Source organism: Simonsiella muelleri ATCC 29453, assembly GCF_002951835.1.
In the GTDB taxonomy this organism is placed as follows: Bacteria; Pseudomonadota; Gammaproteobacteria; order Burkholderiales; family Neisseriaceae; genus Simonsiella; species Simonsiella muelleri.
This window is the reverse complement of the sequence record NZ_CP019448.1, coordinates 2,023,087-2,044,873: the sequence shown is the minus strand read 5'-3', so window position 1 is coordinate 2,044,873 and position 21,787 is coordinate 2,023,087. Positions and strand designations below refer to the sequence as shown.

The following is a 21,787-nucleotide window of genomic DNA, read 5'->3' as shown; positions in this document are numbered from 1 at the left end:
ATGAAATACCAAATAATTTTATTTACAAGCATTATTTTAGGGCTTTCAGGCTGCCATCAATCCGCCGCCACAACCGACACACCCACACCACCGATTCAGGCAGCCAGTTTGCCAGCCGAACCCGTTTCGCAACGCAATTTGTTGGAAGACCGAGAAGCGTTGGCATTGGCGAAATCACGTTTGCAAGCTTTGCCAAGTTTTGCAGAAAAACCTGTTCAAGTATTTGGTAATGTTGATTTTTTTGATGGAATTCAACCACGAATTGAATTATCTGTACAAAATCCGAATCAGCCCAATGAAATTTGGTTTATGCGCTATCAGCATGGCAAATGGAGCGAGCCGATTGTGGAAGACGTGTCAGACGATACGCCAACCTCACAAATTTCACGTCATCTCACGCCGTTGAGTGAAATTCATTTTGTTGATGTGCCTGTTATCGCGCAGCATTGGCGACAAAAAGCCAAAGAAGTCAATGCAGTATGGCAAGAGCCGTATTATGTGTCATTTATTTGGTTGCCCAAATTGAAAAAGCGATTCTGGCACAGTGCGCAAATTGAAGCAGTGGGTGCGCAATATTATTTGAGTGTGAATTTGGACGGCAATATTTGGGAATGGAAAAAATTGTAATCTGCACAATCCCGAAATGGACAAAATGATTGTTCAGGCTGCCTGAAAGCATCACGTCTCCAGTAAAATTATTGACAAATTCAATTAAAATTCAGTTATATGAACGAATCCACTAACCATTCACCAGCAGAAAACGTCATTGCATTATTACAAGATTATACTCCGCATCTCATTGACCAAATTTCGCCATTTATTTCGCGTTTGTTCAATGCGTTGGCGAATGGACACGCGTTTATTTTTGTTCATGCAGACGAAGCCGAATTATTGGCACAAGCCAGTCCCGTTGTCGGGCAATCCGATGCACCTTTGGTGTTGTGGGGCAACCGTTTATTTTTGGGAAGAATGTTTCAATTAGAATACGATTTAGCAAATGAAATCAAACGATTGTCTTCGCCAAAACATGAGTTAGCGCAACCCGAAAACATCGCGCTTTCATTGCAAAACTGGTTTCCTGATGAACGCAGTCGCGACCAACAAACCGCCGCCGCATTGGCATTGACGCAAAATTTTACCGTCATCAGTGGCGGGCCCGGAACAGGCAAAACCACCACAGTAGCAAAATTACTCGCGTTACTGTGTGGTGAGCAGCAACCGCGTATCGCATTGGTTGCACCCACTGGTAAGGCGGCGGCGCGAATGTCAGACGCACTCAAAAATGCGTTAAGCAAAATGTCGGGGCTGCCTGAAAATGTCGCGGTATTTTTGGCGCAATTGTCGGGGCAAACCGTGCATCGTTTGCTCGGACTCAAACCCCCACAAATGCTGCCTGAATACCATGCGCAGCATCGTTTGCCATTGGATATTGTGGTGGTTGATGAAGTATCCATGTTGGACAGCTATTTGTTGCTACAATTGCTGCAAGCCTTGCCGACTCATTGTCGTGTGATTTTGTTGGGTGATGAAAATCAGTTGCCGTCTGTGAATGCTGGTGCGGTGTTGTCGGCGTTGGTGCGCAGTCGTTTCAGGCTGCCTGAAAACACCCAAATTCAGCAAATTTTGTCGTCAAAACAATATGAAATGCTCACGCCGCCAGTGGCAAAATTAACCATCAGTCAACGATTTGATGATAACAGTGGCATTGGTTGCGTGGCAAAAGCGGTGGTGGCAGGCGATGCGAATTTGGCTTGGGCGCAATTTTCGCGTTTTCCCGACCAACTCATTGCGCAACAAAAAACACCCGAACAACAAGCCAATTTATTGTATCAACAACAACAAAATTATTGGCAAGCCATTGATAATCAAGATATTCAAACAGCTTTTTCACATCAAACCGATGTGGTGGTATTGGCGGCTAGACGTGCCGATGCAGAATTATTCAATCAGGCGTATCGCAAAGTTTTGCAGCGATACGGACGCATTGCGCAACCCGACACCGTGTGGTTTGCGGGGCAAATGCTGCTGATTACGCGTAACGATCCTGCCACAAATCTATATAATGGTGATATTGGCATTGTGATGCGGCAAGATATTGGTTTAACAGCTTATTTTTTTGATTCAGAGAATACATTCCGTGCTGTGCCATTGAGCCGTTTGCCAGCGCATGAGTTGGCGTTTGCGATGACGGTACACAAAAGCCAAGGTTCAGAATATGAAGAAGTGTGGTTGATACCGCCCAAAAAATCAGAAGATGATGAATCCAAACAAGGGTTTAATCGTTCTTTACTTTATACAGCCATCACACGTGCCAAGCAAAAATTTGTGTATTGGGGTGATGAAACCAGTTTTCAGGCAGCCTGCAATAATCAGGAAACTCGGCGTACGGCGTTGGCACAATTTTTGTTGAAAATAGACGGCAATTCAATAAATCAGTAAAATTGCGACACTTTTCAGGCAGCCTGAAAGTGAATTGCTCCCATTTTTCTCATTTTTAATTTACGGAATTTTATTATCATGAATTCAACTCCCTTAAGCTATCGTGATGCAGGCGTGGACATTGACGCAGGCGATAAATTGGTTGAAAACATTAAACCTTTCGCAAAACGCACCATGCGTCCTGAAGTATTGGGCGATTTGGGTGGTTTTGGTGCTTTGGTGGAAATCAGCAAAAAATACCAAAATCCCGTGTTGGTAAGCGGTACAGATGGTGTTGGCACGAAATTGAAATTGGCGTTTGAATGGGACAAACACGACACTGTCGGCATTGATTTGGTGGCGATGAGTGTCAATGACATTTTGGTACAAGGTGCTGAACCTTTGTTTTTTTTGGATTATTTTGCTTGTGGTAAATTAGACGTGGCGCGTGCAACCGATGTGATTAAAGGCATTGCGCAAGGTTGCGAAGAATCAGGCTGTGCTTTAATCGGCGGCGAAACGGCGGAAATGCCAAGTATGTATCCCGATGGCGAATACGATTTGGCGGGTTTTGCGGTGGGTGTGGTGGAAAAATCGCAAGTCATCAATGGTCGCAATATTGTGGCAGGCGATGTGGTATTGGGTTTGGCGAGCAATGGTGCGCATTCCAACGGCTATTCTTTGGTTCGCAAAATTTTGGCGCGCGACAAACCCGAATTGGACACGCCATTTGACGGCGAAAAAACTTTGCGCCAAGCGATTATTGCGCCAACGCGTTTGTATGTGAAACCTGTATTGGCGGCATTGAAAGAATTTGAAATCAAAGGCATGGCACATATTACAGGCGGTGGCATTACCGAAAACGTACCACGCGTGCTGCCTGAAAACTGTGTGGCACAAATTGACGCAAATGCGTGGACATTGCCTAAATTGTTCCAATGGTTGCAGCATGCTGGCAATGTGGAAATGCAAGAAATGTATCGCACGTTTAATTGTGGTATTGGCATGGTGGTGATTGTGTCGTCAGAGGTGGTGGAGCAAGCCGAAAAATTATTTGTTAAACAAGGTGAAACGGTGTATCGTTTAGGTAAAATCCGCGAGCGTGTGGGCGATGAACACCAAACGCAAATTCAATAAATAATTTGATAATTTGATATAAAATTTTCGGGCAGCCTGAAACCTTTAAAAAAACTAATATTTATCAATGAAGCATCACACATGAAGCGCACTCGTTTGCGCTTTAATTGTTTTACAAAGGTCTTAGAACCTGTATTCACAGCCAAGCGTGATGTCTTTTGCCCCATTTAGCACGCCTGCTGCGTTGAATTTTATGCCAATAGGAACACCATTGACACAAAATTCGTCTTACATTCGCACCAACTGGGACAAAAATCCATTTCATGTTGGCTATGAATACAGTTTCTTAGCTTTTGTTCTTAGAAATATAGAATAGTATATCTAACCTATTATTTGAGAAGTGTTGTTTTTTGGGTATGGTATGGATTTTGCTTGTATGATTTAGTTGAATTATTTTAGAAAAATGGCTACAGTAACGCGGGACTTGTCTGTAAGCGCAGATTAACACACATAATATGTAAATTATATTCAGGAGTGATATACACATGAATAAAAAATATCGTACGGTTTACAATAAAGCCAGTAAAACTTGGACGCTTTCTTTGGTAAACGAAGAAAAACAAGTTTCAAGTCGCATGAACGGTAAACGCTTTGTATTTAATGCAATTGCATCAGGTTTGATGATTGCAAGTGGGCAGGCTTTTGCTGCCAATGGGGCAGTAACGACAGATGATGTTTCTACAAGAGCTGCAGGAACGGATAATGTTTGTTATTTTGACAGCAAAACGAATGCTGTTATTTGCGGTAGTAATGCATCAGCATCATCTACGGGTTCTGTTGCGATTGGGACTGATGCTAAAGCAGGCGGGAGAACGAAACCCAATACTCAAACAGTAGACACAGCTGATGTGAATAATATTGCAATTGGTCAAGGTGCTGTTGCGAGCGCACAAAATCCTATTGAGGCGATTGGCTCTGGAAATATTGCGATTGGTAAAAACGTTAAAGCTGTTGGTAACTCATCTCTTGCAATGGGTAATTCAACTGGTAATTATGGTGGCCCACAGACTTATGCAGCAGGTGCAGATTCTTATGCGATTGGTAATGGTGCAAGAACAGGGACAACAGTTAATTCTGCCAGTCAGGTAACAGGAAAACAAAGTACCATAGAAGCGACACCTGCGCTTGGTGCGATTGCATTTGGTTCTGATTCATGGGTAAAAGATGAAGGTCGCTATGGTATTGCGATTGGTGATAATGCCTATGTTGGTTTGGATAATGGTGTTAACAAAGCAAATAATGATGATGTAAATGGTGGCGTAGCGATTGGTCGACGAGCTAGAGTAACGAAAAAGTATGCAACGGCTATGGGGTCATATGCTCAAGCAACAGGTGCGCAATCAATTGCGATTGGTGGTTCCTCTAGCGAAACGTATGCGGCTAAGGCAAGCGGTTTGTCATCCATTGCATTGGGTGAAGTAACGAGGTCTGAAGGTTTGCGTAGTGTTGCTATTTCCAAAGAGGCAAATGCAACCGCAACAGATTCTATCGCTATGGGTACTAAATCAAAAGCAACAGGTGTGAATGCTGTTGCAGTAGGTTCTGACGCACTATCTACAGCCGAAAGTGGTATTGCTATTGGTAAAGGTGCAAATATACAACCTACAGTTTTGATTCAAGCTACAAACGCATTGAACAAAGCACAAAAAGACTATGATAACGCTGTGAAGGCAGGTGGTTCCTCACCAAATGATGAACAGAAAACAGCCATTGCTACCGCCAAAACAGCATTGGATACAGCGAAAACCAACTATACTACAGCAGCTACTGCAGCAGCAGGCCTAACCAAAAACTCTATCGCCATTGGTAAAGGTGCCCAAGTCGAAGGCATGCAATCCATCTCAATCGGTACAGGCAACAAAGTAACAGGCAACAACGCAGGTGCATACGGTGATCCAAGTGAGGTACGCGGCAATAACTCATATACATTCGGTAACGATAATATTGTTAATACTGAAACATCCGGTGCCTTTATTTTGGGTAATCAAAATGGTATGGGCACACTTGGGAAATATGATGCCAATGGTAAGCTTATTTTGGGCAGTGTTACTGATACAACCAATGCAAGTAATTCAGTTAGCTTGGGTAATCGTAATCATATTACTACAGAAGATACATTTGTTTTGGGTTCTGGTATTAATACGAAAGGTACAGGTAGTTCATTAACGAGTATTGGTTCTACTGTTGCCAACTCTGTGTACTTGGGCAAAGATAGTTCTGCAAATGATAACAAAAAAGCTGATGAAACGAAGTATCAAACATCGCTGGATTCCAATGAGGCGGGGAAAACCACAACAGGTGGTATGGCAATAGTTGATAAAGCCACTGTGAATGGTATTTCATATAGCGGTTTTGCTGGGAACACGCCGATTGGTGTAGTTACTGTGGGTTATAGTGGTGGTGAGCGCCGTATTCAAAACGTAGCAGCAGGCGAAATCGCAGCAACATCAACCGATGCGATTAACGGTAGTCAATTGTATTTGATTACTGAAGGTTTATCTAAACAAATCAGTGGGAATACCACTGCATTAGGTGGCAATGCAGCCTATAATCCAGAAACTAAGGTTTATACAGCACCAACTTATAATTTGTACACAGGCACCAGTACGCCTAATACAACAGGTAGCAACACTCAACCAGCATCTACCAGCCATACAGTAGGTGATGCCATTACTGCGTTAAATAATTATGTGAATAATGGTTTTAATGTCAAAGACAATGGTGGTAATACACAAGGAGTGGTTACACCAGGGGAAAGTGTACAATTTATCAATGGCACAGGCACAACTTCCACAGTAACCACTGAAGACAATGGCGTAACCAAAATTCAATATGATGTGGTGAAATCAGGTTTGACCGCTAATCCATCAAATGGCACTGTTACGGCTACCGATAAAGGTGATGTATTTGCGACAGCTGGCGACATTGCGACTGCGATTAATAATTCGGGTTTTATTGCTACAGCAAGTGGTAATGAAACCGGTGCGAAAGAGCAATTGATTAAGGCAGGCGAAAAAGTAACCTTAGATGCAGGCAAAAATTTAACGGTGGCTCAAGAAGGTGGCAAATTCAGTTTTGCTACGGCTGACGATGTCAACTTCAATAATGTGAACACCCATACATTATCGGTGGGTAACAGCCAAACTACGCCAGTTGTGAACATGACAACGACAAAAGCTGTACCAGCAAGCAATAATGCCACTGCGCCAGCAACCGCATTAGACATCAAATCTGACGGAAAACCAACGCAAATTACAGGCGTAGGTTCAACATTGAACAAGGAAGATGTTGCAACCAACCCAATGACCAATGGCGCAAGCAATCCAGTTAATACTCAATTGGTTAATTTAACTGAGAATTCAGTTAATCCCAATTCAGCGGCGACAGTTGGCGATTTGCAAAACATGGGTTGGTTGGTATCAGCAACCGAGGGAAATGGCTACAAAGACGTGGTTAAAAACGCTAACCAAGTGAATTTCAAAGGCACAGGTTTAGCGACTGTTAAAGGCGAAACCGTTGGTAATATTCGCACAATTACCGTTGATGTGAATGCACAAGCTGTTAGCAACAAATCACAATTGCCAGTGGTTTACACCAAAGCTGACGGCACAAAAGTGGTTAAAGACCCTGTTTCGGGTAATTTCTACGTTGCTAACGCTGATGGTACACCAGACACCAAACAACAAGTTGCGGTTGGTGATGTGATTACGTCCATGAACAATGGCGACAACAGCACAACTGCGCCAACAACTTTGGCAAACGTAAAAGGCAGCCTGAAACCTACATATAATGTAGGTGACATGACCATTGGCCAAGATGGCAAACCGACTCAAGTTGCTGCAACAGCACCAACTAAATCAGAAACTTTAGCGCCAGCAGATGCAGCTAAAGTGTATAACCATGCAGCGACAGTAGGCGACGTATTGAATGCGGGTTGGAATTTGCAAAACAACGGAGATGCCAAAGATTTTGTCAAACCTTATGACACGGTGAATTTTGTCAATGGCACAGGTACGACAGCAGTTGTAACCACGTCAGCAGACGGTAAGACCAGCGAAATTCGCATTGACAGCCCAATGGGTTATGTTGGCACAGACGGCAAAACCGTAGATGCAAACGGCAAGCCTAATACAGCCACCAACAGTGTTTCATTGGTAGGAAAAGATGATGCTAAACCAGTGGCGTTGAAAAATGTATCAAGCGGTTTAGTTGATAATTCGACTGGTGATGCGGTGAAATTGGCAGATGCAGCGGGTACGACTTTAACCAATGCAGTCAATGTGGGTGATTTAAAACAAGCAGCAGCAGCGGCGACAACGAAAGTTGACGGTGATAGTGGTGTGAGTGTAACGCCGAAAACAAATGCAGATGGCTCAATAACTTACACAGTTGCGGCGAAAACCGATGGCGTAACCACAGAAGTGGTAAACGGTAATATTGTTGCCAAAACATCATCATTAACCATCAATGATGAGACTGGTAAAGTGAATACACCAAATAGCCCAACTTCATTGGCGACAGCTGGCGACATTGCGGCTGCGATTAATAATTCGGGTTTTATTGCTACAGCAAGTGGTAATCAAACTGGTGCGAAAGAGCAATTGATTAAGGCGGGCGAAAAAGTAACTTTAGATGCAGGCAAAAATTTAACGGTGGTTCAAGAAGATGGCAAATTCAGTTTTGCTACGGCTGATGATGTCAACTTCAATAATGTGAACACCCATACATTATCGGTGGGTAACAGCCAAACTACGCCAGTTGTGAACATGACAACGGCAGTAGCTGTACCAGCAACCAATAATGCCACTGAGCCAGCAACTGCATTAGACATCAAATCTTCTGATGGAAAACCAACGCAAATTACAGGCGTAGGTTCAACATTGAACAAGGAAGATGTTGCAACCAACCCAATGACCAATGGTGCAAGCAATCCAGTTAATACTCAATTGGTTAATTTAACTGAGAATTCAGTTAATCCCAATTCAGCTGCGACAGTTGGCGATTTGCAAAACATGGGTTGGCTGGTATCAGCAACCGAGGGAAATGGCTACAAAGACGTGGTTAAAAACGCTAACCAAGTGGATTTCAAAGGCACAGGTTTAGCGACTGTTAAAGGCGAAACCGTTGGTAATATTCGCACAATTACCGTTGATGTGAATGCACAAGCTGTTAGCAACAAATCACAATTGCCAGTGGTTTACACCAAAGCTGACGGCACAAAAGTGGTTAAAGACCCTGTTTCGGGTAATTTCTACGTTGCTAACGCCGATGGTACGCCAGACACCAAACAACAAGTTGCGGTTGGTGATGTGATTACGTCCATGAACAATGGCGACAACAGCACAACTGCGCCAACAACTTTGGCAAACGTAAAAGGCAGCCTGAAACCTACATATAATGTAGGTGACATGACCATTGGCCAAGATGGCAAACCGACTCAAGTTGCTGCAACAGCACCAACTAAATCAGAAACTTTAGCGCCAGCAGATGCAGCTAAAGTGTATAACCATGCAGCGACAGTAGGCGATGTATTGAATGCAGGTTGGAATTTGCAAAACAACGGAGATGCCAAAGATTTTGTCAAACCTTATGACACGGTAAATTTTGTCAATGGCACAGGTACGACAGCAGTTGTAACCACGTCAGCAGACGGCAAGACCAGCGAAATTCGCATTGACAGCCCAATGGGTTATGTTGGCACAGACGGCAAAACCGTAGATGCAAACGGCAAGCCTAATACAGCCACCAACAGTGTTTCATTGGTAGGAAAAGATGATACTAAACCAGTGGCGTTGAAAAATGTATCAAGCGGTTTAGTTGATAATTCGACTGGTGATGCGGTGAAATTGGCAGATGCAGCGGGTACGACTTTAACCAATGCAGTCAATGTGGGTGATTTAAAACAAGCAGCAGCAGCGGCGACAACGAAAGTTGACGGTGATAGTGGTGTGAGTGTAACGCCGCAAACAAATGCAGATGGCTCAACAACTTACACAGTTGCGGCGAAAACCGATGGCGTAACCACAGAAGTGGTAGAAGGTAAGATTGTTGCCAAAACATCACCATTAACCAATGATACGATGACTGGTAAAGTGAATACACCAAATAGCCCAACTTCATTGGCGACAGCTGGCGACATTGCGACTGCGATTAATAATTCGGGTTTTATTGCTACAGCAAGTGGTAATCAAACCGGTGCGAAAGAGCAATTGATTAAGGCGGGCGAAAAAGTAACTTTAGATGCAGGCAAAAATTTAACGGTGGTTCAAGAAGATGGCAAATTCAGTTTTGCTACGGCTGATGATGTCAACTTCAATAATGTGAACACCCATACATTATCGGTGGGTAACAGCCAAACTACGCCAGTTGTGAACATGACAACGGCAGTAGCTGTACCAGCAACCAATAATGCCACTGAGCCAGCAACTGCATTAGACATCAAATCTTCTGATGGAAAACCAACGCAAATTACAGGCGTAGGTTCAACATTGAACAAGGAAGATGTTGCAACCAACCCAATGACCAATGGTGCAAGCAATCCAGTTAATACTCAATTGGTTAATTTAACTGAGAATTCAGTTAATCCCAATTCAGCTGCGACAGTTGGCGATTTGCAAAACATGGGTTGGCTGGTATCAGCAACCGAGGGAAATGGCTACAAAGACGTGGTTAAAAACGCTAACCAAGTGGATTTCAAAGGCACAGGTTTAGCGACTGTTAAAGGCGAAACCGTTGGTAATATTCGCACAATTACCGTTGATGTGAATGCACAAGCTGTTAGCAACAAATCACAATTGCCAGTGGTTTACACCAAAGCTGACGGCACAAAAGTGGTTAAAGACCCTGTTTCGGGTAATTTCTACGTTGCTAACGCCGATGGTACGCCAGACACCAAACAACAAGTTGCGGTTGGTGATGTGATTACGTCCATGAACAATGGCGACAACAGCACAACTGCGCCAACAACTTTGGCAAACGTAAAAGGCAGCCTGAAACCTACATATAATGTAGGTGACATGACCATTGGCCAAGATGGCAAACCGACTCAAGTTGCTGCAACAGCACCAACTAAATCAGAAACTTTAGCGCCAGCAGATGCAGCTAAAGTGTATAACCATGCAGCGACAGTAGGCGATGTATTGAATGCAGGTTGGAATTTGCAAAACAACGGAGATGCCAAAGATTTTGTCAAACCTTATGACACGGTAAATTTTGTCAATGGCACAGGTACGACAGCAGTTGTAACCACGTCAGCAGACGGCAAGACCAGCGAAATTCGCATTGACAGCCCAATGGGTTATGTTGGCACAGACGGCAAAACCGTAGATGCAAACGGCAAGCCTAATACAGCCACCAACAGTGTTTCATTGGTAGGAAAAGATGATACTAAACCAGTGGCGTTGAAAAATGTATCAAGCGGTTTAGTTGATAATTCGACTGGTGATGCGGTGAAATTGGCAGATGCAGCGGGTACGACTTTAACCAATGCAGTCAATGTGGGTGATTTAAAACAAGCAGCAGCAGCGGCGACAACGAAAGTTGACGGTGATAGTGGTGTGAGTGTAACGCCGCAAACAAATGCAGATGGCTCAACAACTTACACAGTTGCGGCGAAAACCGATGGCGTAACCACAGAAGTGGTAGAAGGTAAGATTGTTGCCAAAACATCACCATTAACCAATGATACGATGACTGGTAAAGTGAATACACCAAATAGCCCAACTTCATTGGCGACAGCTGGCGACATTGCGACTGCGATTAATAATTCGGGTTTTATTGCTACAGCAAGTGGTAATCAAACCGGTGCGAAAGAGCAATTGATTAAGGCGGGCGAAAAAGTAACTTTAGATGCAGGCAAAAATTTAACGGTGGTTCAAGAAGATGGCAAATTCAGTTTTGCTACGGCTGATGATGTCAACTTCAATAATGTGAACACCCATACATTATCGGTGGGTAACAGCCAAACTACGCCAGTTGTGAACATGACAACGGCAGTAGCTGTACCAGCAACCAATAATGCCACTGAGCCAGCAACTGCATTAGACATCAAATCTTCTGATGGAAAACCAACGCAAATTACAGGCGTAGGTTCAACATTGAACAAGGAAGATGTTGCAACCAACCCAATGACCAATGGTGCAAGCAATCCAGTTAATACTCAATTGGTTAATTTAACTGAGAATTCAGTTAATCCCAATTCAGCTGCGACAGTTGGCGATTTGCAAAACATGGGTTGGCTGGTATCAGCAACCGAGGGAAATGGCTACAAAGACGTGGTTAAAAACGCTAACCAAGTGGATTTCAAAGGCACAGGTTTAGCGACTGTTAAAGGCGAAACCGTTGGTAATATTCGCACAATTACCGTTGATGTGAATGCACAAGCTGTTAGCAACAAATCACAATTGCCAGTGGTTTACACCAAAGCTGACGGCACAAAAGTGGTTAAAGACCCTGTTTCGGGTAATTTCTACGTTGCTAACGCCGATGGTACGCCAGACACCAAACAACAAGTTGCGGTTGGTGATGTGATTACGTCCATGAACAATGGCGACAACAGCACAACTGCGCCAACAACTTTGGCAAACGTAAAAGGCAGCCTGAAACCTACATATAATGTAGGTGACATGACCATTGGCCAAGATGGCAAACCGACTCAAGTTGCTGCAACAGCACCAACTAAATCAGAAACTTTAGCGCCAGCAGATGCAGCTAAAGTGTATAACCATGCAGCGACAGTAGGCGATGTATTGAATGCAGGTTGGAATTTGCAAAACAACGGAGATGCCAAAGATTTTGTCAAACCTTATGACACGGTAAATTTTGTCAATGGCACAGGTACGACAGCAGTTGTAACCACGTCAGCAGACGGTAAGACCAGCGAAATTCGCATTGACAGCCCAATGGGTTATGTTGGCACAGACGGCAAAACCGTAGATGCAAACGGCAAGCCTAATACAGCCACCAACAGTGTTTCATTGGTAGGAAAAGATGATGCTAAACCAGTGGCGTTGAAAAATGTATCAAGCGGTTTAGTTGATAATTCGACTGGTGATGCGGTGAAATTGGCAGATGCAGCGGGTACGACTTTAACCAATGCAGTCAATGTGGGTGATTTAAAACAAGCAGCAGCAGCGGCGACAACGAAAGTTGACGGTGATAGTGGTGTGAGTGTAACGCCGCAAACAAATGCAGATGGCTCAACAACTTACACAGTTGCGGCGAAAACCGATGGCGTAACCACAGAAGTGGTAGAAGGTAAGATTGTTGCCAAAACATCACCATTAACCAATGATACGATGACTGGTAAAGTGAATACACCAAATAGCCCAACTTCATTGGCGACAGCTGGCGACATTGCGACTGCGATTAATAATTCGGGTTTTACGCTGACAGCACAAGGCGACAATGGTTCATTGGTTAAACCGGGTTCTACCGTTGATATGAAAAATACCGATGGTAATATCTTGATTTCTAAACAAAAAGATAGCAATGATGTTACTTACAATTTATCCAAAGATATCAAAGTAAATAGCGTTACTGCAGGCAACACCAAAGTATCCAATGATGGTGTAACCATCAATAATGGTGCAGCAGGACAACCTGTTACTTTATCCGCAAACGGTTTGGATAACGGCGGTAACAAAATTACCAATGTCGCGGCTGGTCAAGCTGATACCGATGCGGTCAATGTTAGTCAATTGAATAGCGCGGTTGCAGGTTCTAAAGAGAATGTTACGTCAAGCAACAAAACAGTTAATATTGCTGAAACCACAGACCCAACAACAGGCGCAAAAACATTTGATTTAGCCGTGAACACAGGAAGCAGCCTGAAAACTGACCCAACCACAGGCAAAATTGATGTCAACACCGATGGAAACACCATCAAACAAGACCCAACAACAGGCGCATTACAAGTGGCTACCACTACCATTACGCCAAATGCCAACGGTTCGGTAAACGCAGGCGACAAAACCAGCTTGGCAACAGCAGAGACGGTGGCAAATGCCATTAATCAATCAGGCTTTAATTTAACCACATCGGCATCAGAAGGTACGGTTTCAGGCAGCACGAATGAATTGGTTAATCCTAGCGAAACCATCACATTAGATGCTGGTAAAAACATTGCAGTTACCCAAAAAGGCAATACCATCAGCGTTGCAACCAAAGATGAAGTGGCATTTAAATCGGTTACCGTGCCGACAACTAATTCCAACGTGGTTATTAACAAAGATGGCATCAATGCAGGTAATACGAAAGTTACAGGTGTCGCAAGTGGTACAAATGTCGCGGTTACTAACGTAAATGCTCCAACTGATGCAGAGAAAACAAACATTGCCAATGCTGTCAAAAATGCGACAGGTAATATGTTGACCAATGCTGCTAATATTGGTGATTTGCAGGCTGTCGCACAAAATGTAAATGGTAGTGTTAATAATATTGTTAATAATGTGAATAATATTCATAATATTTTGGGTGGTATTGAATTCACAACATATAATGTTGATGGTAATAAAACGTATACTCTTAATAGTGTAAAATCTGCAATTGACCATATGAATGCTGAAGGTATTAAATATTTGCATGTGAATGATGAAACAGCTGGTACAGACTTTAAGCATGATGGAAAAACTACTCATGATTCCAGTGCCAATGGTGCTTATGCAACAGCAATTGGATATGATGCCAATGCGCAAGGTACAAGCTCTATTGCAATTGGTCATGGTGCAGAAGCCACTGGTACGCAGTCCATTTCTATTGGTACAGGCAACAAGGTAGCAGGAAATCATTCTGGTGCATTTGGTGATCCAAATATTATTAATGGCACAACATTAGATGGGACAAAAGTGGTAGATGGTAGTTATGCTTTTGGTAATAACAATATTATCAATTCAGCTAATACTTTTGTTTTGGGTAATAATGTCAATAATAAAGGTTTGGATACTTCCAATAATCCGACAGCAATGGGTAGCACAGTTGAAAACTCTATTTACTTGGGTAACCAAACAACTGCGACGGCAGATGCTGGTTATAACTTAACCACGTCAGGTGAGTCAGGTTCAACCACAACAGGCGGTGCAACAGGCACAGTAAACAGCGCAACTGTGAGTGGAGTAACTTATGGCGGATTTGCGGGTGCAACTGCAAATGGTGTTGTATCTGTGGGTGCTTCAGGCAGCGAACGCCGCATTCAAAATGTGGCAGCAGGTGAAATTTCTGCAACCTCTACCGATGCCATTAACGGCTCGCAACTGTATCAAACGACAAGTAAAGTAATCAACAGTTTGCCTCTGCAATACAGCAATGTCAATGCCCCAGTCCAAAGTAATGGCGGTAGCCCGACTAATCACGTTACTTTGGTCGGCGCAAATGAACAAGCACCTGTAACCCTTCATAATGTTGCTGAAGGTGTTGCGCCAACCGATGCAGTCAATGTGAACCAGTTGTACAAATTAAACAACAACTTGCATTACAAAATGCAAAATATCGCCGATGAAGCAGATGCAGGTACAGCGTCTGCGATGGCTGCAGCTGGTTTACCACAGGCTTACTTACCAGGTAAAAGCATGGTGGCGGTTTCAGGCAGCACTTATCGTGGAAAACAAGGTTATGCCATTGGTATGTCAGCGATTTCCGATGGCGGTAACTGGGTTATCAAAGGCGTGGCAACAGGTAATAGCAAAGGTCATTTTGGTGCAACCATTGGCGCAGGTTATCAATGGTAATGCTTGAATTTAATTGACTAAAAAACGTTTTTCAGGCTGCCTGAAAATAAGGTGGCCTGAAAAATCCAGCTATTTCATTTATAGTGAATTGAAGGATTAAATTATATGAATATCAAAAAAATTCGCCGAATCAGTTTGGCAGTGTTGGCGAGTGCGGTTTTAGCGGCGTGTGGCACGTCAGGTACGATGGTACGCGCCAATGGTACAGCAGATGAGTTGCACTGGCCTAACCCTGTGTCCACGACGTTCAACAAAGACCGTGGCACATTTCCCAACTGGGAAAATTTGAAACAAATTCGTTCAGGCATGAGTAAAGACCAACTCTATGATTTAATTGGTAGACCACAATTTGATGAGGGCTTTCGTGTGCGTGAATGGGATTATTTATTTCACTTCAATACGCCCAATCAAGGTACGGAAGGTGTAACCACTTGTCAATTTAAGGTTTTGTTTGATAATGAAAAATATGCGCGTACATTCCATTGGCGAGCTGTAGACCCTGTGGGTGCGGCGTGTCCACCACCTGCGCCTGCACCTGTTACGCCTCCTCCACAAGTTATTATTCGTGAAGTTATTCAAACACCTGCGAGAATTCGTCAATGATGCGAAATTGGTTTTGGGCAGTCATTTTGTGTGTTTTGCCAATTAGTACACAAGCATTTGATTTTCAATCATTTAAAAAGAGCAGGAAAGTGGTGGTACACGCTGACCGCGCTGAATTGTGTTTCACGGACACACAAGATTGCCACCCAGTTTTGCTGGGTAAAACCACGCCCAAAGGCAAATTTGATTTGACTATCTACGCCACAGATAAAGCAGGTTATGGTGGAGATGTGATTGGCTTTAAACAAGAAAATGATTTTCTTTTTGCGTTGCATCGCGTGTGGACACTAAAACCCGAAGAACATAGATTGGAGCGAATCGCATCGGCGCGTGTATCTGATCGCATTATGACCAATGGTTGTATTAATGTGGAAAATGCGGTGTACGATAAATTGAAACAATATTTTGTTTTAGAAGTAATTTAAATTAATTTATATCAAAAAGGGCAGCCTGAAAACAATATTCTGTTTTCAGGCTGCCCTTTATTGGTATTTACTCAATGCCTTTTTTCGCCAAATAGCCTTCGTAATCACCCAAATAATATTCATAGCCACCTTTACCATCTAACTCAATGATTTGTGTAGCAAGAGACGATACAAATTGGCGGTCGTGTGATATAAAAATCAGTGTGCCTTTGTATTTTTCCAACGCCATATTCAAAGACTCAATGCTTTCCATGTCCATATGGTTGGTGGGTTCGTCCATAATTAGAACATTTGGTTTTAATAACAGCAACTTGCCATACAGCATACGTCCTTTTTCACCACCCGATAACACTTTGACTTTTTTTACCACATCGTTGCCACCGAACAACAAACGCCCCAATGTGCCACGAATCACTTGTTCATCATCGCCTTCTTGCCCCCATTGGCGCATCCATTCGGTTAAATCCATGTCGCAGTCAAAATCGTTTTCGTGGTCTTGCGGATAATAGCCAATAGTGGCTTTTTCTGCCCATTTAATGCTGCCTGAATCAGGTTTTAAGTCAGAATATTGCGCATCAAATGCACCTGCCAGCAATTTCAATAAAGTGGATTTGCCCGCACCATTCGGGCCAATGATGGCAAGACGTTGCCCCGCTTCCAGAATATACGACAATTTTTCAAACAGCGTTTTATCAAATGATTTTGCCAAGTTTTCCACTTCAACCGCTTGACGATGCAATTTATTTTTCTCATCTGTTTCAAAACGGATATACGGATTTTGGCGCGTAGAAGGCTTGACTTCCACCATTTCAGCCTTGATTTTATCGGCTTGTTTTAAACGAGAAGTGGCTTGACGTGCTTTGGATTTGTTGGCACTAAATCGCGCGACAAATTCTTGTAATTCTTGTAATTTTTCTTTGGCTTTGGCGTTGTCTTTCAACGCGCGTTCACGTGATTGTGCGCTCGCCAACATATAATCATCGTAATTACCTGGGTAAATGGTAATCGTGTTGTAATCCAAATCCGCCATATGCGTGCAGACTTCGTTTAAGAAATGGCGGTCGTGCGAAATGATAATCATGGTGCTATCATATTGATTTAAAACACCTTCTAACCAACGAATGGTATTGATGTCCAAGTTATTGGTCGGCTCATCCAGTAACAAAACGTCAGGTTTGGAGAACAAGGCTTGTGCCAACAACACGCGCAATTTAAAACCAGGCGCAACTTCCGCCATGGTTGCATTATGCAAACTTTCGTCAATGCCCACGCCTAACAGCAATTCACCTGCACGCGCTTCGGCGGTATAACCATCGTATTCGGCAAATTTCGCTTCCAATTCAGCCGCGTGCATGTAATCTTCTTCGGTCGCTTCCAAATTGGCGTAAATCGCATCACGTTCGGTCATCGCCGCCCACATCTCGGTGTGTCCCATCATCACAACATCTAATACGCGCATGTCTTCATAAGCAAATTGGTCTTGTTTCAATTTACCCAAACGCACGCCACTTTCAATGGCTACTTCGCCGCTTGTTTGTTCCAAATCGCCGCCCAAAATTTTCATAAATGTGGATTTGCCCGAGCCGTTCGCGCCAATCAAACCATAGCGATTGCCTTCGCCAAATTTCACAGAAACATTTTCAAATAAAGGCTTTGCGCCAAATTGCATCGTAATATTATTGGTGGAAATCATGTTTTTTGCCAAATTGAATGATTTAAAAATGGGCGCGATTTTAGCATATTTCAGGCTTTCAGGCTGCCTGAAAGAAATTTCTTCTGTTAAAATTTTGCTTTATTTTACGGACAAATGCCATGCTACAAACAGATAACATCATCAGCCAAGCCGTACCACGTCTCATCACACCACAAAGCCAATCAAAATTAGAAGAACAATTAGAACGTGCGCTGCGCCCCAAAACCCTAGCTGACTACATCGGGCAAGATAAAGCCAAAACACAATTGGCGATTTTTATTCAGGCTGCCAAAAATCGGGGGGAAGCCCTAGACCATACTTTACTTTTTGGCCCCCCAGGATTGGGTAAAACCACGTTGGCAAACATCATGGCACGTGAATTGGGTGTGAATTTGCGTCAAACATCTGGTCCTGTGCTGGAACGTGCGGGCGATTTAGCAGCATTGCTGACCAATCTTGAACCACATGATGTTTTATTTATTGATGAAATTCATAGGCTTAGTCCTGTGGTAGAGGAAATTTTGTATCCAGCCATGGAAGATTACCAGCTTGATATTATGATTGGTGAAGGCCCGGCAGCGCGTAGCGTAAAAATTGATTTACCGCCCTTTACCTTGGTTGGCGCAACCACTCGCGCAGGTATGTTAACCAATCCATTGCGTGACCGTTTTGGGATTGTGTCGCGGTTAGAATTCTATAAAAATAAAGATTTAGCAACCATTGTTGCCCGTTCCGCGCAATTGCTGAACATGGATTTAGACGAGCAAGGTGCATGGGAAATCGCCTGTCGAAGTCGTGGGACACCGCGTATCGCCAATCGATTGTTGAGACGAGTACGTGATTATGCCGAAGTGTTGCATTCAGGCAGTATTGATGCAAAAATTGCCGATGCAGCGTTGTCTATGTTGGACGTGGACAAAATCGGTTTGGACATGATGGACAGGAAATTTTTAGAAGCCGTGTTGCATAAATTTGCAGGTGGTCCAGTGGGTTTGGATAATGTGGCGGCGGCAATTGGCGAATCGACTGATACCATTGAAGATGTGATTGAACCGTATTTAATCCAACAAGGCTTTTTGCAACGCACGCCACGTGGTCGCATGGCAACTGATGCTGCATATTCGCATTTTGGTTTGCAAAAAATAGAAAAATAGCGAAAAACCTTTCAGGCAGCCTGAAAGATTTTTTTGTAAAATATGGGTTTGTTTGATACACAATTTTTTATTTTTGGGGATATAAATATGAAAAAAATCATAATATTGTCTTTGTTGATGAGTAGTTCAACCACATTTGCCGCCCCTACATTGGCACAATTATGGGGCGATAAAACCGATGTAACCGTGAGTTTGGGTGCAAAAACCGCACCGCGTTATCTCGGTTCAAAAGACCAAACTGTTTCGCTTTTACCAAATATTAGTGCGAAACGTGGCATTTTTTATGCTAATGCGTTGCGTGGTGTTGGCGCACAATATTTAAACGATTCAGGCTTATACACCAGCGCAGGTTTGGGCTACGATTTGGGGCGTACCGAAGAAAATGACAGCTTTTTGCGTGATGGTTCAGACCGTTTACTTGGCATGGGCAAAATTAAACCCAGCGCAACCATGAATGCGATGGTGGCAAAAAAGGTACTCGCCAACACGTCCATCATTGGCGAAGTGAATTTTGCCATTGCAGGACAAAATAAACGTGGTCATGATTTTCGCGTTGGCACCGAAAGCATTGTTTTCAAAAACAACAAAAATGATGTGAATTTGGGCGTGAATGCGTATTTGGGTGACAAAAATTTTAATCGCACCTATTTTGGTGTGAATGCTGAACAAAGTGTGAACAGTGGTTATGCGCAACACACTGCAAAATCAGGGATTTATGCGTACTCATTGAAAGGTGATTGGACGTATAAAATCAATAATCGCTGGTCGGTTTACACGTTGGCAGAAGTGAAACATTTGGCAGGTTCAGCCAAAAATAGCCCAATCGTGGGACGCGCAACAGGGATTGCAGTGAGTTCATTGGTTAATTATGCGTTTTAATTTTTGTCAATAAAAAATGCTGCCTGAAAAGATTTTTTGTTTTCAGGCAGCATTTTTTATTTTAAATTTTATGCTAAATCAGCAAACAATGGTGTAGATAAATAACGTTCGCCATACGATGGCAACACCACCACAATCAATTTACCAGCGTTTTCGGGTTTTGCAGCCAATTGCAATGCCGACCAAACCGCCGCTCCAGAAGAAATACCCACTAAAATCCCTTCTTTTTGTGCCATTTCACGCGCCACTTTGAATGCTGCATCATTTGGTACTTGAATGACACCATCATAAATTTCTGTATTCAATGTTTTGGGAATGAAACCCGCACCAATGCCTTGAATCGGGTGTGGTCCTTTTTGACCACCACTTAACACGGCAGACGCTTCAGGTTCAACAGCATAGATTTGAATGTTGGGGTTTTTGGCTTTTAACGTTTCGCCTACGCCCGTAACCGTGCCACCAGTGCCGACACCTGCTACAAAAATATCTACTTTGCCATCAGTATCGCGCCAAATTTCTTCGCCGGTGGTTTGGCGATGAACTTCGGGATTGGCAGGGTTTTCAAATTGTTGTGGTACGAAATATACGTCAGGATTGCTGGCTGCTAATTCTTGTGCTTTAGCGATTGCACCGCCCATGCCTTCTGCGGCGGGCGTCAAGATTAGTTCTGCACCATAGGCGCGTAATAACATTTTGCGTTCTTGGCTCATGCTTTCGGGCATGGTAATAACCAGTTTATAGCCCTTTGCTGCACATACCATCGCCAAACCAATGCCAGTGTTGCCAGAAGTTGGTTCAACAATGATGGTTTGTTTGTTGATTTTTCCTGCTTTTTCAGCGGCTTCAATCATGGCGGCGGCAATGCGGTCTTTGACACTGTTGCCAGGGTTGAAAAATTCCAATTTCACAGCGATTTTAGCAGGTAAATCTTTGGTTAAAGTGTTCAATTGCACTAAAGGCGTATTGCCAATTAACTCAATGATATTATTTGCAATATTCATATTTTCATACTCCCAGTACGATGATAATAACAGCGAAAAGTTTAATTTATCATTTTGACAAAAGAAAAGATTTTATCTTCATTTGCTTTAGATTAAATGGTTATATTTGTGATTAGGTAAATGCATCTGCGGATTGAATAACCGCCAAAATACCTGATTGTAAAGAAAAATTCATGCTGTCTGATAGAAATTCATTGCTAATTAAAGCGATGGCTTGATGATAATCTTGTTGATTCAAAGGATATTTGACTTGATGCAAACTCAAAGCACGTAGTGGCGTTAATCCAATGAATGATAGATATTTTTTATCTAATTCACGCGTGATGACGTGTTGACCTGCACCAAAAAATCGCAACGAATTGTGTGTTTCAACAAAATAAAATTTCTCTAAGTACGCACGAAAACGTGGCTGATGCGCCACGTAAAAATTGGCAAGTAAATGATCTAATCGCCCACCACCTAATGCGCCTAAAATAATGACTTTTTCAATTTTATCAATTGGATACTTAGGTAAAATATGCAGCAATGCTGCTTCCAAGTCAGTGTCATTTTTTTCGGGTGGCAAACGCAAAACACGCGACACCTTTGGTGGCGGTGCACTGTCAAAATCACCGACTGCCCAATCGGGGATGTGTCCGTGTTGTTGTAAAGTCTGTGCGCCAGCGTCCACGCCAACCAATAAATCATAATGTTGATTTAAATAAGATAAATTGGGATTCGGTGCGCCAGCGCAAAAAATCAGCGTAAACATTTT

12 protein-coding genes are annotated in these 21,787 nt (G+C 43.1%); 9 read left to right on the top strand and 3 right to left on the bottom strand.

Annotated elements, in window-relative coordinates; genetic code table 11:
• From BWP33_RS10185 to BWP33_RS10160, 6 genes are all read left to right on the top strand, one after another.
• Positions 1-627, top strand: a complete 627-nt coding sequence (locus BWP33_RS10185; RefSeq protein WP_002641402.1) for a hypothetical protein — start codon at positions 1-3, stop codon at positions 625-627.
• Positions 628-726: 99 nt separating this feature from the next.
• The gene (gene recD / locus BWP33_RS10180) at positions 727-2,439 is read left to right on the top strand and encodes an exodeoxyribonuclease V subunit alpha (protein ID WP_002641403.1); all 1,713 of its coding nucleotides are present in this window, start codon (positions 727-729) and stop codon (positions 2,437-2,439) included.
• Positions 2,440-2,517: 78 nt separating this feature from the next.
• Positions 2,518-3,555, top strand: a complete 1,038-nt coding sequence (gene purM / locus BWP33_RS10175) for a phosphoribosylformylglycinamidine cyclo-ligase (protein WP_002641404.1) — start codon at positions 2,518-2,520, stop codon at positions 3,553-3,555.
• A 485-nt stretch (positions 3,556-4,040) separates the two neighbouring features.
• Positions 4,041-15,278 carry a YadA-like family protein gene (locus BWP33_RS10170; RefSeq protein WP_104930395.1) on the top strand — a complete coding sequence of 3,746 codons (11,238 nt, stop codon included), beginning with the start codon at positions 4,041-4,043 and terminating at the stop codon, positions 15,276-15,278.
• 105 nt (positions 15,279-15,383) lie between these two features.
• Entirely contained in the window at positions 15,384-15,881 is a 498-nt protein-coding gene (locus tag BWP33_RS10165) for an outer membrane protein assembly factor BamE (protein WP_002641407.1), read from the top strand.
• Entirely contained in the window at positions 15,878-16,306 is a 429-nt protein-coding gene (locus BWP33_RS10160) for a hypothetical protein (RefSeq protein WP_002641408.1), read from the top strand. Before BWP33_RS10165 ends, BWP33_RS10160 begins: the two co-directional genes overlap by 4 nt.
• Before the next feature lie 67 nt (positions 16,307-16,373).
• Here the strand turns inward: BWP33_RS10160 and BWP33_RS10155 are convergent, their stop codons facing one another.
• Positions 16,374-17,999: an ABC-F family ATPase gene (locus BWP33_RS10155; RefSeq protein WP_002641409.1), complete on the bottom strand. Its 1,626-nt coding sequence runs from the start codon at positions 17,997-17,999 to the stop codon at positions 16,374-16,376.
• Here BWP33_RS10155 and BWP33_RS12530 point away from each other — a divergent pair.
• The 3 genes from BWP33_RS12530 (at position 17,998) to BWP33_RS10145 (ending at position 20,032) form a co-directional block, all read left to right on the top strand.
• The gene (locus tag BWP33_RS12530; RefSeq protein WP_155999526.1) at positions 17,998-18,135 is read left to right on the top strand and encodes a hypothetical protein; all 138 of its coding nucleotides are present in this window, start codon (positions 17,998-18,000) and stop codon (positions 18,133-18,135) included. The two genes, BWP33_RS10155 and BWP33_RS12530, sit on opposite strands and share 2 nt — an antisense overlap.
• Entirely contained in the window at positions 18,119-19,153 is a 1,035-nt protein-coding gene (gene ruvB, locus BWP33_RS10150; RefSeq protein ID WP_002641410.1) for a Holliday junction branch migration DNA helicase RuvB, read from the top strand. The genes BWP33_RS12530 and ruvB overlap by 17 nt, the downstream gene beginning before the upstream one ends.
• Positions 19,154-19,240: 87 nt before the next feature.
• Positions 19,241-20,032, top strand: coding sequence for a MipA/OmpV family protein (locus BWP33_RS10145; protein ID WP_002641411.1), 792 nt, complete (start codon positions 19,241-19,243; stop codon positions 20,030-20,032).
• A 68-nt stretch (positions 20,033-20,100) separates the two neighbouring features.
• On the opposite strand, the gene cysK is transcribed toward BWP33_RS10145, so the two are convergent.
• Both cysK and BWP33_RS10135 read right to left on the bottom strand, forming a co-directional pair.
• Positions 20,101-21,033, bottom strand: a complete 933-nt coding sequence (gene cysK, locus BWP33_RS10140) for a cysteine synthase A (protein WP_002641412.1) — start codon at positions 21,031-21,033, stop codon at positions 20,101-20,103.
• Between the two features lie 112 nt (positions 21,034-21,145).
• Complete coding sequence (locus tag BWP33_RS10135; protein ID WP_002641413.1) at positions 21,146-21,784, bottom strand: thiamine diphosphokinase; 639 nt, start codon at positions 21,782-21,784, stop codon at positions 21,146-21,148.
• Between the last annotated feature and the right edge of the window lie 3 nt (positions 21,785-21,787).